Origin of the sequence: Microvirga sp. Mcv34 (genome assembly GCF_024519725.1) — a bacterium.
GTDB lineage: Bacteria > Pseudomonadota > Alphaproteobacteria > Rhizobiales > Beijerinckiaceae > Microvirga.
Genome location: NZ_JALJRK010000097.1, coordinates 1 through 14,905, shown reverse-complemented (window position 1 = coordinate 14,905; position 14,905 = coordinate 1). Strand labels below are relative to the sequence as shown.

Here is a 14,905-nt window from a genome sequence, read left to right as displayed (position 1 = left end):
GCTCCTACCGTCGGTCCGCCCGCACCGAGGCGGCCGCTGCGGATGAGGCGCACGGCCGAGCGCACGACGCTGTCGCCCATGACGAGCACCGTCACCGTCGCGCCGCTGACGATGTCGACCTGGGGCGGACGCTCGGCCCCGGTTGCGACCGGCTTCATGTCCTTTCCGACAAGCGTATTCACGGCGGCGACGATGCGGCGCTCTGGGATGCCGATGAGGACAATGGGCTCCTTGTGGTCGACGAGCTTGATCCCGGTGATCACGCCGTTCGGATCGATCCCGACCAGGAGGTTGATCGGCTTGCCGGAGTAGCCGGTGGCGCCGGTGACATCGGAGTTGAGGTAGACGTAGCCGAGGAGGCGGTCACCCTGGTAGGCGGGAACAAGGGGAGGATCGCCCTGGGGCGGGCCAAAGCGGTCGGCGCCGGGAAAGAACTCGGCGGGCTGCGCCTTCGGCAGGTATTCCTGCACCCGGCTTGCCGCGACGGCTGGGCTTGCGGCCGACAGGAGCAGCATCCCGAGGAGCACCGCAACCCACGCCGCCTGGAACCGGGCAATGAACGATGATCGGATTGGATGCGAGGAGCGCGATCTTTCCAACAGGGGACCGTCCAGATTCAGAGTTTTTGTTTCTGAACAGAGAACGAAAACAGTGTCGGAGCGGAAAGGTTCCGCTTCGCGCCGCCCGTCATCCGGGACCGTTGAAAAGGAAGTGAATCAACACGCCCGCGCCCTTATCGGATGGCTCCGCCGGGCAGTCATTGATCTGGCGCAAATTGACGATAGTTGGGTGGGTCTGTCAATCTGGCCCTCAACCATCCTATTCGGCGCGGAGGACCGATGTCGCTGTTGAAGACCGAGCCGGCGGGGACGGTAACCTCCCTGGAGGAGCTGTTCGCCATCGCCGCCGCCATGGAGCACGAGGCGGCAACCCGCTACGCCGAGATCGCCGGACGGATGCGCCAGGAGGGCAGCCCCGCGCTGGCGGAGGTGTTCGAGCGCCTGTCCGCCGACGAGCAGGGCCACCTCGACGGCGTCGTGCATTGGTCGCAGAAAACCAAAGGTCGGGATCCCGACCCGGCGCGGATCCGCTGGGAGCTGCCGGAGACCTTCGATGACGAGGGCGCGGCGACGACGGATCCCCAGTTGCTGGGCGCCTACCGGGCGCTCTCGATGGCGGTGCGCAACGAGGAGCGCGCCTTCGCCTTCTGGAGCTACGTGGCGGCGCATGCGGAAGCCCCCGAGATCCAGCGCGCGGCCGAGACCATGGCCCACGAGGAACTGGGGCACGTGGCAACCCTGCGGCGGGAGAGGCGCAAAGCCTTCCATGCCGAGCGCGGGCAACAGCGGACCGGCCCTATGGTGGAGGACGGCGGGCCAGACCTTGCCGCCCTGGAACAGCGGCTTGCCGATCTGCTCGCCCCCCTTGCAGCCAAGGCCTCGCCCCAGGAGGGCGCGCGCCTTAAGGGCTTCGCCGACGAGGCGCGGCAGTATGCGCAGGAGCTTGAGCAAACTCCCATCGCCGTGCCCGGCGCCCGGCCGGTGGGCACGCTCCCGGACGACCCAGTGGCCTTGGCCGAACTGCTCACCGACCGTTACCTCGAAGCCGGCGACACCCTGCGGGACGAGGAGGCGCTGGGGCGGGTGCAGGCGCTCGCCGGGCGCGCCATCGCCCGCCTCGCGTGGCTGCGGGCCGACCTGCCGGAACTGCATCGGCCCTGATCGGGATGCTCCGAGGGCTCATGGCCGGAGCGTGACGCTCCCTTCGAGGCTGGCCTTTTCGAAGTCGTTGACGAGGATCTCGACCTTGACCTGCCAAGGCCCCGCCACCGGCAGAACCAGGCCGTCGACCTCCCAGCCCCGCTCCGCCCGCCGGGCCTGTCGTTCGACGGGCCCGATGCCAGCGTCGGGCTTGCTGAGGACGAGCGTCACCTCCTTCGGATCGACCGGCGCGGCGCGTCCGGAGGCGACCACGATCCGGGCCCGGACCGCCCCGGGCCGTCCGGGCGACAGGGTCACCTGCGCCATCAGGTTCGGCGTGTGCAGGTGGACGCTGGCCGCCGCGGCGGCCTCGGCGGCAGGTTCCAGCGCCCGCGGCGGCGGCGTGAACCGCCACAGGCCGACCAGTCCCAGGATGGCCAGGGACAGCACGATTTCGGCCACAACCGAGCGGACAAGCCGCCTTCCGCCGGAGCCATTCGGGTTGCCCAGGGCCGGGGTGAGCCAAAGCCGGTTCAGGGCAGCCAATCCGAGCAGGGCGACGACGAGGAACGTCTTGGCGACCAGAACCTGCCCATAGGCCGTGCCAGTCAGGTTCGCGAGGCTTTCCACCTGAACCGCCGCCAGGACGAGTCCGGCCAGCGTGAGGGCGGCAACGGCGACCAGGGCTCCGTTGGAGAAGCGGCGCACGGCCGGCAGGGCCTGTGCGGGTGCCCGGCGAACCATGAGCGCCAATGGGATCAGGGCTCCGATCCAGTAGGCGACGCCGACGGCGTGGAGGAACACGGCGGGACGGGTCAGCCATTGCGGGGCCGCCGCGCTGGCATGGCCGCTCATCGCGAGGGAGAGCCCGACACATGCCAGGGCCAAGAGGCCGCAGGCCCGCCGCCACCTTTCCCCGCGGTCGTGCAGGCCCATCCTCGCCATGAGGAGGGCAACCATCGCAGCCGCCACGGTCAACCCGAAGGACGTGCGCCAGCCCGCCGCCCAGGGGGCGGCCGTTCCCAGGGCTGACAGCGGCTGCCCCAAGGCGTCGAGGCCCTGGAGCCCGAGCGAGAGCACCGCCGCAACGGCGCCCAAGGCAAGCAGGCCCGACAGGGGGCGCGCCACCTTGCTGGATGGCGGGCTAGGGACGACCCAGGCCGTGAAGAACACCCCGCCCACGCCGGCGAACAGGCCCAGGTAGAGGGCCACCCGCGCCAGCCAGAGGGCGCCGCGAGCGGCGGGGCTGACTTCGGCTCCCGGGACACCTCCGGACCCGCTTGGGGTGCCAACCGAAAAGATGACCGTGCCGCTGATCGGGTGGCCGTCGCCCGAGATCACGCGGTAGCTCAGGATCTGGGTGCCGCGGGGCAAGTCCGGCGGCATGGCGATGTCGAGCATCTCGCTGCGGGAGGCTGCCGCAAGGCCGCCGTGCGTCCGCCCTTGGGCGTCCGTCAGGCTGATGGTCAGGGGCGACACCGGTTCGTTGAAACGCAGGCGCACGGTGGCGGGGACCTGCTCGACCACCATGCCGTCAGCCGGATGGGCCTCGACCAGCGCCGCATGCGCGAGGGCGCTCCCGCCCCCGCCCAGAATCGCGAGCGTCAGCCAGAGCATGAGGAGGATCGCGCGCTTCATGGCGGCACGGGGAGCCGGCTTTCGGGCGGCTCCCCGCTCCCTTGTCAGTGGGTGGCCTTGGCCGGCAGGAGCTTCAGCCCCGGCGCCGGATACTTGTAGTCGTCCGCGCTCTTGCCCTCGGCCGGGATCTCGATCCAGCGGTCGGCCTTGCCGCCACCGCATTCCTGCACGACGGGGAAGTACAGCATGGCGTCCGGCTTGAGGCTGTCCGTCAGGTAGGCGCGGAAGACGAACTCGTCGTAGTGCTCGTCGGGCAGCTTGCCCGTCCAAACGATCTCCCGCACGCCCTCCGCCATCGCCGTGCCGTAGTAATCGTAGGTTCTGTCATACGGCGCCTTGACGGTCTCCATCTCCCACCCCGGCTTGGGCATGGGCTTGACGCTGACGACGCCGTCCGGGATGCGCACCCGCAGCTTCAGGGTCGGCGCCCCTTCGCAGCCATGGCCGACGCGCAGCACCGCCTTGTAGGTGGAGGCCACGGGGGCCTGCTGTGCTTCGAGGGTGGTGTGGGCCAGCGCCGGGCCGACGAGCGCGAGGAGAGCGGCGGCAAGCGCCCCGCGAAGTAAGGTCGTGGTCATAGTTTTTCCTGTCGGATTGAGGGATGTCGCAGATCGGAGGCTTCAAGCCAGCGCGGGCGGCGCCCGGGCTCCGACAGGAAGGAGTTGAGGAATTCTCGGCACCGCCATGGCGCGGGCGGTGCCATAGACGGCGGCATGAGCTTCCCGCCGGGGCAGGATAGCCAGGATGTGATCAATGGGCGGGCCGGGCAGCCCGGGGCAGATGCTGAGGATGCAGCATGGCGGTTTGTGTCCAGGGCTCTTGGCAGGGCTGCCCGCATCACGCTCGGCGGTTGATGCCGCGTGGTGGGCGTGGACTTGGGCGGCTTCGCCGTCGGGCGCGAGCGGGCCCAGCGCACCAAGGGCCATGAGGACGACATGGAGGGCCAGCGCGAGGGCGGAGACAAGCGCCGTCGCCTGCCGCCTCCGTTTCGCGCTGTGCTCCATCCATGTCATGGCGGGCTACCTAGGCCTGTGCTGGGGTGGAGCAACGTGAACCGGATCCGCCCTCGCACGGTTCCGCCGGGCAAGAAGCCTTGCGTCCGTTCCGTGACGTGCTGGTCAGGCTGGCGGCGAACCCGGCAAGAGCGAGGAGCGTGAGGACGCCGCTGGCCATCCGCCCAGCCTCCCAGCCAGCGAGCCCGGCCCCGACCCGCAGGGCCACCGACGCATGCAGCAGGAGCAGCAGCGCGTAGAGGACCGGGGCATAGCGCACCCGGATCCGGGCCACGGCCGGCAGGATGATGAGCGCATGCCCGAACACCATCGAGAGGACGAAACCGATCAGCACCGCATGCAGCGCGACGTCGTAGCCGAAGCTGCTTGCGCCTGGAGGGAACGCGACCAGCACCATTCCGGCCAGCCCCAGCCAGAGATAGCCGGCGAGCATGCAGGCCGCCATGAAGCGGGTCTGACCGGACCGGCGGACGTTCAGGCGCGCAATGTCGTGCACCAGCAGCCACACGGTGGTGACAAGCAGGGCGAGCCCAAACAGGACCGCACCGTTCTCGGTCATAAGGCCATTCTGGGCTCCGACAGCCAGCAGGCCGACGGCGAACAGGAACAGGGCCTCGCTGCCGCGCCGCTGCGGCATGAGGCGGCTCAGCTCCAGGCGCTCACCGGCGATGGTCAACACCAGGAAGGCCAGCCACCAGCCGATCAGGTCCGGCACCGAGCCGCCCATGAGCCAGAGAAGATTGCCGGCCAGCCACGCCAGTGCGCCGAACAGAAGGGCACCGGTGAACACGGCCGGCTGCTGGATCGTGATCAACAGCGATGTCCCGGCCAGCACCGCGGCGGCCACCGCGTAGGCACCGGCCCCGACGGCCTCCGGCGCGCCGGCGAGCAGGAGCAGCGTGCCGAGCCCGGACAGCGCCGGGGCGGCGTAGCTCCAGCCCCGGCCAAGCGCGACGGCGCGCTCCAGGCTGATCAGCGTTCCGAACAAGCCGGAGATCATCAACGGGCCGTGCAGGGCGGCGAGGGTGCCGCCGGCGGGCAGCGCCCAGCCGAGCCGCCCCAGGGCTCCGTACAAGCCGGCGATCAGGGCGAGGGCCCCCAGGGCCAGAAGCGCCAGCCGGGGCCTGGTGCCCGTCAGGGGCAGGGTGGCCGATGGGACCATGTCAGACATTCAATCCATTCTCCTGACGCTCGCCTTTAGAGGCTAGGGCTGGCGCCGTCCCGATGTGGCGGCGGCTTCGGGGCCTCACGCGGCCTTCCGCGGGGCGCGGCCCAACAGCTCCTGCCCCCGCGGGGTGACGCGGTCAGGCGTCCAGGTCGGGCTCCACACCAGCTCGACGGCGACCCGTGGCACGTCCCGGAAGCGGCGCACCAGGCGCTCGCGGGCATCCTCCAGGATCATCTCCCCAAGCGGGCAGGCCCGCGTCGTCAGGGTGAGCGCCACGTCGACGCCATCGTCGCCGCGCTCCGCCCGGTAAACGAGGCCGAGGTCGACCACGCTGAGGCCGATCTCGGGATCCATCACCTCCTGAAGGCAGTCGAGGACATCTGGGTCGAGGGACTGGGACGCGCGGGGCATGGCTTTCCTCCTTGGAGCGGCCAGACCTTCGCCGATAGAGCCAATCTTCTCTTTGACCCGGCGCAAACTTCCCTACGAATTCCTGCCAGCCAACGGCGGAGTATCCTGGCGGGCCATCCGCTCTGCCGTTCGCATCCCCTACCGCAAGACCAGCCGCTCAGGGTGGTGCCAGGTTCCCTAGCGGGATGAGCCTTCGGCGAGGATGAACAGCTTGTGCGGCTCGCGAACGACGATCCTTTGCCGTCCGCCCTCGACCAGCCCCTGGCTCTCCCAGGCGCTCAGGACGCGGCTCACGGTGTGCAGCGTGGCACCGGTCATCTCGGCGACGTCCTGGCGGGTGATCGGGAAATCGATCTCGACGCCCGCCTCGACCTTGCGGCCGGCCTGCTGCGCGAGCCGAAGCAGCGTGTGGGCGATGCGGCGCTCGACCTGCTCGGTCGACATCTCGACGACGCGCGTGTGGGCGTCCTGGAGCCGGCTGCCTACGGTCTGGAGGGTGTTGACCGCCAATCCGGGATGGGTCGCCACGAGGCGGGGCCAGGCGGCCGAGGGCCAAACCAGGGCGATGCTGTCCACAACGGCGTGGGCCGTCGCCGGGTAGGTTTTGCGGCCGATGGCCATGGCGACGCCGAACACCTCGCCCGGCGCGACGAAGCGGACCACCACCTGCTGCCCGTCGGGGGTGAGCTTGAACACCCTCAGGTGCCCGTGGAGCAGGATGAAAAAGGAGTGGGCCTCCTCGTCCTGCTGGAACACGTTGGTTCCCTTGGGATAGCGCACCGACTGCGCCTCCTGGAGCAACTGGTCGATCTGCTCCGGCGCGAGGCCAGCGAAGAGCGGGAGTCCTTCGACGACGGATCGGTCAACGCTGGCCATGCCACCTGCCTTGTCTGAAATGTGCCACGGACGCGGCACCAACGCCGCCCCCTCTGGATGAGAATCCATCCAGAATAACAGCCAAGCACTATGATCTGTTCGGACGGCTCAGGCCAAGGGGGACCAACCACAAAGTGGATCTTTGTCATCTCTGTGATGCCGCCTTGGCGGATCCGAATGGTCCGCCCCGTGAAGGGCCGGTGCGCACCTTCGGCGCCACAAGGTGCATCCTATTTGCCCTGGCGCAAACAAGCCTCCTCTCCTGTCCTGCTTTCTGAGCAAAAACGCCGACTGTTTGCGCAAGATCAAACACGGTGCCACCCGCGAGGCGTATCACCTCCTCACGAGCTTCGGACCGGGGCTCACAGAATGTACATCGCAACAGGAGACAATCATGCGGAAGGTCATCGTGCTCGGCGCCATCGTGGCAGCCCTCGGCTTCGCGGGAGCAGCGGGGGCGGCCGAGGTCGAGGTTAAGATGCTCAACAAGGGCACCGAGGGCGTCATGGTGTTCGAGCCGGCGCTGGTGAAGATCAACCCGGGCGACACGGTGAAGTTCGTCGCGGCCGACAAGGGCCACAACGTCGAGAGCATCGAGACGATGCTCCCCGAGGGCGGCAAGGCCTTCACCGGCAAGGTCAACGAGGAGATCTCGGTCACCTTCGACACGGCCGGCGTGTATGGCTTCAAGTGCAAGCCGCACTACGGCATGGGCATGGTCGGCATGGTCGTGGTCGGCGACGCGGCCAACGTGGACCAGGCCAAGGCCGCCACGCACCCCGGCAAGGCCAAGCAGGCCTTCGCCACCCTGTTCGACAAGCTCGCGGCGAACAAGACCGCTGCCAAGTAACAGCCCGCTTCCAGCTTTGCGCCGTCGCGACGCTCCTGTTGCGGCGGTGTTCCTGTTCTAGGGCATCCGATGGCCACGCTCGACATCAGCTTCAAGCCCGAACGCGCCCACCTGCGCAAGCCGAGGCGCGGGACCATTGCGGAGCGGGTCGTCCCTCAATCCGTGTCGGGCCGCTACCGCCGCCTGAAATGGGCTGCGCTGATCGCCTGCCTCGCCATCTACTACGTGGTGCCGTTCATCCGCTGGACCCGCGGTCCCGGCCAGCCCGACCAGGCTGTGCTCTTCGACTTCGAGCGCGGGCGCCTCTATTTCTTCTTCATCGAGATCTGGCCGCAGGAGGTCTACTACCTCACCGGCCTGCTCATCCTGGCCACGCTGATCCTCATCTGGCTCAACGCCGTCGCCGGACGCGTCCGGTGCGGCTACTTCTGCCCGCAGACCGTCTGGACCGACCTGTTCCTGCTCGTCGAGCGCTGGGTCGAGGGCGACCGCAGGGAACGCCTGAAGAAACAGGGTGCCCCGCTGACCGCGTGGCGCCTGCTGGAGATCGGCGTCAAGCATGCGGTCTGGATCGTCATCGCCATGGGAACCGGCGGCGCCTTCGTGCTCTACTTCGCCGATGCCCCGACGCTGCTCGTCGAGCTGGTGACGGGAGAGGCATCGGTCCTCTCCTATGCCTGGGTCGGGATCCTGACCTCCACCACCTATACCCTGGCCGGCTTCGCCCGCGAGCAAGTCTGCACCTGGATGTGCCCGTGGCCGCGCCTCCAGGGCGCCATCTGGGATCCCGAGGCGCTGATCGTCAACTACCGTGACTACCGGGGTGAGCCCCGCGGATCGGTCAAGAAGGCGGCCGAGCTGAGGGCGAATGGTGAGCCCGCCGGCGACTGCGTCGACTGCCTGCAGTGCGTGAATGTCTGCCCCATCGGCATCGACATTCGCGAGGGCCCGAACTTCGCCTGCATCAACTGCGGCCTGTGCGTCGACGCCTGCGACAGCGTCATGACCAAGCTCGAACGTCCACGCGGCCTCATCGACTATGAGGCCTGGACAAACATCGAGCGGGGCCATCGCAAGGAGCCGCCCCGGCGCCGGATGATCCGTCCCAAGACGGTTGGGCTGGGCCTTTCCATCATTGCGCTGGCGGGGGTCATGGGCGTGAGCCTCTCAATGCGGAGCGATGCCAAGATCACGGTGATCCATGACCGCAATCCCGTCGCGGTGCGGCTGTCCGACGGCCGGATTCGGAACGGCTACACGGTCCGGCTCTACAACAAGGCCGACGGTGAGCGGGACTTCCGGCTTACGGTGACCGGGCTGCCGGGGGCCTCCATTGAGGTCGTCGGCGACGACGCCACGGTGTCCGTCGCGCCAGACGCCACCCGCGAACTCCGTGTCCTCGTCTCCACTTCCGTGACTGACCGCCAAGCCGTTGCCTTCAGCGCGACGGACGTCGCCTCGGGATCAGCGGTGGCGGCGCAAGACACCTTCATACCTGTCGAAGGAGGCCACTGATGGCTCCGATCCCACGCCTGCGCGACTACAAGGGACCCGCGCTCCTCTCCTACGGCTTCCGGCCGTTCTTCCTGTTCGGTTCGCTCTACGCCGGGTTGGCCATCCTTGCGTGGCTGCCGATGTTCTACGGCGAACTCGCGCTGTCGACCGCCTTCGCGCCGCGCGACTGGCACATCCACGAGATGCTCTACGGCTATCTTCCGGCCGTGATCACCGGTTTCCTGCTCACCGCAGTCCCGAACTGGACCGGACGCATGCCGCTGCAGGGGCGGCCGCTGCTCGCCCTAGTGGTGGTCTGGTCCGTGGGCCGGGTTGCCGTCACCACTTCGGCCTGGATCGGCTGGGAGGCCGCGGCGGTGATCGACAACGCGTTCCTGCTGCTGGTCGCGGCCGCCATGGGCCGGGAGATCATCAAGGGCAGGAACTGGCGCAACCTCAAGGTCCTCATCGTTCTCGGAGTTCTCCTGGCCGGCAACATCCTCTTCCACATCGAGGCGCATGTCGTAGGGGCCGCCGACTACGGCATCCGCTTCGGTATCGCCGCCACGATGATGCTGATCATGCTGATCGGTGGCCGCATCATCCCGAGCTTCACCCGCAACTGGCTTGTACGGGAGAACCCCGGCCGTTTGCCGGCGCCGGTCGACCGCTTCGACATGGTCACCATGGCCGCCGCCGGCGTGGCCCTCCTGGCCTGGATCGCGGCGCCCGGCTGGAGCGGGACCGGAGCCGCCCTGATCGCAGCAGGCCTTGTGCAGGCGATCCGTCTGATGCGCTGGGCAGGGGAGCGCACCTGGCGCGACCGGCTCGTCCTGATCCTGCACGTCGCCTACGCCTTTGTGCCCCTCGGCTTCGTGCTGACGGGATTGGCGGCCTTGGGTCTTGTGCCCACAGCCGCCGGGGTCCACGCCTGGTCGGGCGGCGCCATGGGCATCATGACGTTGGCCGTGATGTCCCGGGCGAGCCTCGGGCACACCGGCCGGGCGCTCGTCGCGTCCGCGGCCATGCAGGGGCTCTACCTCCTACTCGTTGCCGGCGCTGTTGCGCGTGTCTGCGCGGCCCTTCACCCCGCCTGGTCGGACGCCCTGCTGCATGTGGCGGGACTGGGCTGGGCCGGAGCCTTCGGCGGCTTTGCCCTGGTCTACTGGAATGTGTTCACCCGCCCGCGTGTGACCTCCTGAAAAGCGCGGCGGGCCAGAGATCCGACACCGATCCTGGCCTCCCGGTGCAACTCCCCAAGGAGCCCGTGCCGTGGTGCCCCGGAACGAAAGAGACTGCGGCAGCCGCAACGTGAGTGGCGTCCGAGCTGGCCTGGCAGAACCGCCCCGTGGGGCACCCGCGGGCAGTGAAGAAACGGGCGCTTGCGCTGGATCAACGTTCCGGGAGGCGCTTTCATCCATGCTTGTCGGATCACGCTGGGCACAAGCTGTTTCGGTGGGAGCCGTCTGCGGGACCATCGAGCCAAGCAAGAACAAGAAGCAAGAATGACATGAGGGGCGAATTGCTGTTGCGTCTGGCCATCCCTGCGCTGATCGGTCTTGCTCTGGCTGCGTTTCACACCGGGCCGGGGATCCTTGACCTGGGCGAGGCAGGCCTGCACTGGTGGAACAGTCTCGCCTGGTTCGGCTCGTCGGCGCTGGCCATGGCGGCCTGCATGCGGACCGGTGCCCGCCGGGATCAGCAGAGCCGGGCGGCCTGGCTCAGTTTCGGTCTCGCCTGTGGGTGTTGGCTCGCCGGAAGCCTGATTTGGGCGGCCTATGACCTGTGGGGCAGCCAGGCGCCGTTCCCGGGCCTGCCTGATGCCGGGTACCTCCTGTCCTGCCTGTTATTCCTGGACGGCATGTTCCGGTACGGGAAGGCCCGATCCGCCATCGGGCGGGTGCAGGCGTGCAATCTCGCCCTGGCCGTCTGCGCCGTCGTGACCACCGCCTTCGTGTGGCTGTTTCCGGACATCGTGGCCTCCGAGAGCAGCCTGCCCGCCATCCTGGTCGCCTTTCTTTATCCGGCCCTGTGGTTTGGAACCGCCGCGTTCGGGCTGATCTACCTTGTCCTGTATGCGCCACGCCGGAGGCTGTTCGCCACCGGCCTCCTGCTGGCGGGCATCCTGGCGCAAGGGGTGGCCAACCTGTCCTACGCCCTGGCGCTCATGGGAACGGCCTACCGGGTCGGCAGTCCATTCGATGGCCTCTGGGTCCTGTGCTTCCTCCTGGTCGGCTGGGCGGCGGTCGAGGAACTGCGACAGCCCAAGGGTGACCTGGCCCCATCGGCGCCCCGGATGCCGTCGGAGCGCCACCGTCTGATCGAAGCCCTGATCCCGGCGGGCGCGGTCGCCCTGATCCTACTGTCGGGGATCTGGGGCATCATGACCGGGGTTCTGGTCAGCCACCCCGTTTTCTGGCTCGCAGTTCCCCTGGCGGTGACCTTCGCCGCAACGGTCGGCATCCGCGAGCACCAGATCCTGCGGGCCGAGCGCAAGCTCAGGCTGGCGGCCGAACGGAGCTCGCGCGAATCAGCGGAGAGCCGTCAGCAACTTCTCTCGGTCCTGGACAGCACCACCGACTGCGTCCTGGTGATCGACCGGAACTGGCGCATCACCTACATGAACCAGCACACCAGGAACGCGCTCAGCGAGCGCGCCGACCTGCTGGTCGGGCTCAGCCTGCGCGACATCTTCGCCGAGGAGGCCGGCGGCGTCTTCGACCGGCAGTACCAGGCCGCCATGGACAGCCAGGTTCCGGTGGAGTTCGAGGCGCCGCTGCAGTCCACCGGGCGCTGGTACGAGGTCCATGCCTACCCGAAGCCCGACAGCCTCACGGTCTTCTTCCGCGACATCACGGAGCGCCGCAAGGTCCGGGAGCAGATCGAGCACATGGCCCACCATGATGCCCTCACCGGCCTGGCGAACCGCCGCGTGTTCCGCGAGCGCCTGAGGGAGGCGCTCGGAATGGCCGGGGGCAGGGGACGGGTGGTGGTCATGCACATGGACCTGGACCACTTCAAGGAGGTGAACGACACCTTGGGCCATCCGGCCGGCGACGCCCTGCTCGTGCATGTGGCGCGGCAACTGCGCGCCTGTGTCTGTCCGTCCGACATCATCGCCCGGCTGGGTGGCGACGAGTTCGCGGTAATCTGTGCCGAGTGGCGCCACCAGGACGACTTGGCGGCCATGGCCCGGCGCCTGATCGAGGCCGTCAGCACCCCCTGCATGATCAGCGACCAGCTGATCCGGGTCGGCGCCAGCGTCGGCGTCGCCGTGCCGGAGACAGGCATCGAGGCGGACGCCTTGTTCCGGCGGGCCGACATCGCCCTCTATGCGGCCAAGGCGGCCGGGCGCGGACGGCACCGGTTCTTCGAACCGGCGATGGAGGAGCAGCTGCGGACGCAGCAGGCCCTCAAGGCCGACCTGAGTCGCGCGATGCAGAACAGCGAGTTCGAGCTGGCGTTCCAGCCGATCATCGACCTCGCCTCGAACGAGGTGCGCAGCTTCGAGGCGCTGCTGCGCTGGCGGCATCCGGGGCAAGGCTGGATTTCTCCCGGCACGTTCGTGGCGCTTGCGGAGGAAACCGGGTTCATCATCCCCCTCGGGGAATGGGTCCTGCACCGGGCCTGCGTCGCGGCGGCGGCTTGGCCGACCGGGATCCGGGTGGCGGTCAACCTCTCGCCCTGCCAGTTCCAGAGCGCCAACCTGCCGGAGACGGTGGCGGATGCGCTGGCGAGGACGGGCCTTTCGCCCGACCGGCTTGAGCTGGAGATCACCGAGTCGGTTCTCCTGCAGCACAGCGAGGCGAACCTGCAGACCCTGAACAGGCTGCGCGGGCTTGGGGTTCGGATCGCCCTGGACGATTTCGGAACGGGCTACTCGTCGCTCAGCTACCTTCAGAGGTTTCCCTTCAACCGGATCAAGGTGGACCGCTCGTTCGTGATGGAGCTGCCCGGGCACGAGGAGTCCGAGGTGATTGTGCGGGCGATCACGGATCTCGGCCGGTCCCTGGGGATGGCGGTCACCGCCGAAGGCGTGGAGACCCGGCAGCAGCTTGATGCGCTCCGGGTGCGGGGATGCGACGAAGCCCAGGGCTACTTCTTCAGCAAGCCCATCGCGGCGGAGGAGATCGATGCCTGCCTGACGCGCCTGGAGGCGGCCCGGATGTGGTGGTCCGAGCCGGGCTCGCGCCGGACGAGATGAGCCACCCGTCCGATGCGCGGCATTCGGCGCAGGCCGGATCGGGAGGCCCCGGGCGCCGGCAGGGTGAGGGCCGCTCCAGGGAACGGCCGCCTCCCTGGTTCCAGCCCCGGAGCATGGTCCAGGAGCCTTCGTTGGGTTCGCGTTGGCCTGCTGGAACGTCTTCACCCGCCCGCGCGTCAAAGCGTGAGACGGTCGCGAGGGGCGCGGCCCTCCCGAGGGTGCATGCGGCCAAAAAACTCCCTCACCGGCGCAGGCCGGGAGGGAGAGGGGATCCAGAGGGAGGAAGAACTCTGAAGCCATCCTGACTATCGCATGACCGGACGCCGGACGATGACTTGTGTTAAACATGGCCGCAGATGCGGCAGGGCGGAACCCGGACGCCATTGCCCCGCGCGGAGCTGGGATGGTCCGCGATGAGCCGGAGGCATCAGTTTCGGCGGAAAAGGGGCCTGACAGGCCGGTATATCCGTTCCGCCCGGCGCGTCATCGCCCCGGAGCGCTCGGGGAGGGCCGACACCCAGCTTGGGATGGTGCTCGCGTTTGTGGCCGGGGCCGCCAACGCCGGCGGCTTTCTGGCCGTGGGTCAGTACACCTCGCACATGTCCGGGATCTTTTCGGCCTTGGCCGACAACCTTGCCCTGGGGGCCTTCGGCCTCGTGATGGCAGGGCTGGGCGGGCTGCTGTCCTTTGTCGCCGGAGCGGCCTGCTCGGCCATCCTGATCAACTGGGGCCGCCGCGGCAATCGGCGTGACCTCTACGCCCGGCCCCTGCTGCTGGAGGCGGCCCTGCTGCTCGGGTTCGGGCTGCTTGGCGGCCTAGCCCACGGCACCTCCGGGTTCACCCCGCTGGCCGTTCTCATGCTCTGCTTCATCATGGGGCTGCAGAATGCCACCGTGACCAAGATCTCCGGCGCGCGCATCCGCACGACGCACGTGACGGGCATGGTCACCGATGTTGGCATCGAGCTGGGTAAGCTCGTCTACTGGAACAGGGATCCCATCCGCTCGGAAGCGTCCCCAGTCCGGGCCGACCGGCCGAAGCTGCGCCTGCTGGGTTTGCTGCTGGGCTCCTTCTTCACCGGAGGCGTGTTCGGGGCGTTCGGGTTCCAACGCTGGGGCTTTGCCACGTGCCTTCCCCTGGGATTGCTTTTGCTGCTGTTGGCCGCGCCCTCGCTGGCCCATGATCGGCTCCAGCGCCGCCGGGAACCCAAGAAGCCGTGATCCAAGCTGCTAAAACAGCGTGTCGGGAACTTGCTTCCATTCTGGGTCAGAACGCCTCGGTGGACGTCAGGGACGTCGTCCGGTGACGATTGATCAGTCTTCGTCCGGGGACGCGACGACCAGGGCCGTCTCCACCCGGTTTCGGCCGCCGGCCTTGGCCTGGTAGAGCGCACGGTCAGCCGCGGCGAGCACGGCGTGCGGCATCCCGGCCGAGCCACCGGTTCGGACGACGGCCGTGGCCGCGCCGATACTGGCGGTGACCACCTTGCCGGGGACCGACGTGGCCTCATGCGGGAGAGCCAAAGCCTCAATCGCGGCGCGGGCGCGCTCC

Annotated in this window: 14 protein-coding genes; 6 read left to right on the top strand and 8 right to left on the bottom strand. The window is 68.6% G+C overall.

Annotated elements, in window-relative coordinates:
• A partial coding sequence (locus OC446_RS26275) for an FMN-binding protein (protein ID WP_262031949.1) occupies positions 1–515 on the bottom strand: 515 nt, incomplete at its 3' end.
• Positions 516–839: 324 nt separating this feature from the next.
• On the opposite strand from OC446_RS26275, the gene OC446_RS26270 reads away from it, so the two are divergent.
• Positions 840–1,721 carry a ferritin-like domain-containing protein gene (locus OC446_RS26270; RefSeq protein WP_262031948.1) on the top strand — a complete coding sequence of 294 codons (882 nt, stop codon included), beginning with the start codon at positions 840–842 and terminating at the stop codon, positions 1,719–1,721.
• Positions 1,722–1,739: 18 nt separating this feature from the next.
• On the opposite strand, the gene OC446_RS26265 is transcribed toward OC446_RS26270, so the two are convergent.
• The 6 genes from OC446_RS26265 to OC446_RS26240 all read right to left on the bottom strand — a co-directional run bounded on the left by OC446_RS26265 (position 1,740) and on the right by OC446_RS26240 (position 6,806).
• Positions 1,740–3,338: a copper resistance CopC/CopD family protein gene (locus OC446_RS26265; RefSeq protein WP_262031947.1), complete on the bottom strand. Its 1,599-nt coding sequence runs from the start codon at positions 3,336–3,338 to the stop codon at positions 1,740–1,742.
• 44 nt (positions 3,339–3,382) lie between these two features.
• On the bottom strand, positions 3,383–3,916 hold the full coding sequence (locus tag OC446_RS26260) for a YcnI family protein (RefSeq protein WP_262031946.1): 534 nt from the start codon (positions 3,914–3,916) through the stop codon (positions 3,383–3,385).
• Between the two features lie 42 nt (positions 3,917–3,958).
• The gene (locus tag OC446_RS26255) at positions 3,959–4,351 is read right to left on the bottom strand and encodes a hypothetical protein (RefSeq protein ID WP_262031945.1); all 393 of its coding nucleotides are present in this window, start codon (positions 4,349–4,351) and stop codon (positions 3,959–3,961) included.
• A 10-nt stretch (positions 4,352–4,361) separates the two neighbouring features.
• Positions 4,362–5,522, bottom strand: coding sequence for a hypothetical protein (locus OC446_RS26250; protein WP_262031944.1), 1,161 nt, complete (start codon positions 5,520–5,522; stop codon positions 4,362–4,364).
• Between the two features lie 75 nt (positions 5,523–5,597).
• Positions 5,598–5,930 (bottom strand): metal-sulfur cluster assembly factor, encoded by a 333-nt coding sequence (locus OC446_RS26245; protein ID WP_262031943.1) that lies wholly within the window; start codon positions 5,928–5,930, stop codon positions 5,598–5,600.
• A 177-nt stretch (positions 5,931–6,107) separates the two neighbouring features.
• Positions 6,108–6,806 carry a Crp/Fnr family transcriptional regulator gene (locus tag OC446_RS26240; protein ID WP_262031942.1) on the bottom strand — a complete coding sequence of 233 codons (699 nt, stop codon included), beginning with the start codon at positions 6,804–6,806 and terminating at the stop codon, positions 6,108–6,110.
• 394 nt (positions 6,807–7,200) lie between these two features.
• Between OC446_RS26240 and OC446_RS26235 the strand changes: the two genes are divergently transcribed.
• The 5 genes from OC446_RS26235 (at position 7,201) to OC446_RS26215 (ending at position 14,574) form a co-directional block, all read left to right on the top strand.
• Positions 7,201–7,656: a pseudoazurin gene (locus tag OC446_RS26235; protein ID WP_262031941.1), complete on the top strand. Its 456-nt coding sequence runs from the start codon at positions 7,201–7,203 to the stop codon at positions 7,654–7,656.
• A 69-nt stretch (positions 7,657–7,725) separates the two neighbouring features.
• Positions 7,726–9,171 (top strand): cytochrome c oxidase accessory protein CcoG, encoded by a 1,446-nt coding sequence (gene ccoG / locus OC446_RS26230; protein ID WP_262031940.1) that lies wholly within the window; start codon positions 7,726–7,728, stop codon positions 9,169–9,171.
• On the top strand, positions 9,171–10,352 hold the full coding sequence (locus OC446_RS26225) for an NnrS family protein (RefSeq protein ID WP_262031939.1): 1,182 nt from the start codon (positions 9,171–9,173) through the stop codon (positions 10,350–10,352). Before ccoG ends, OC446_RS26225 begins: the two co-directional genes overlap by 1 nt.
• A gap of 308 nt (positions 10,353–10,660) precedes the next feature.
• Positions 10,661–13,354 carry an EAL domain-containing protein gene (locus OC446_RS26220; protein WP_262031938.1) on the top strand — a complete coding sequence of 898 codons (2,694 nt, stop codon included), beginning with the start codon at positions 10,661–10,663 and terminating at the stop codon, positions 13,352–13,354.
• 413 nt (positions 13,355–13,767) lie between these two features.
• Positions 13,768–14,574, top strand: a complete 807-nt coding sequence (locus OC446_RS26215) for a YoaK family protein (RefSeq protein WP_410055146.1) — start codon at positions 13,768–13,770, stop codon at positions 14,572–14,574.
• Positions 14,575–14,667: 93 nt separating this feature from the next.
• Here OC446_RS26215 and OC446_RS26210 read toward each other — a convergent pair.
• Positions 14,668–14,905: GGDEF domain-containing protein (locus OC446_RS26210; protein ID WP_262031937.1), on the bottom strand; the 238-nt coding region annotated here is incomplete at its 5' end.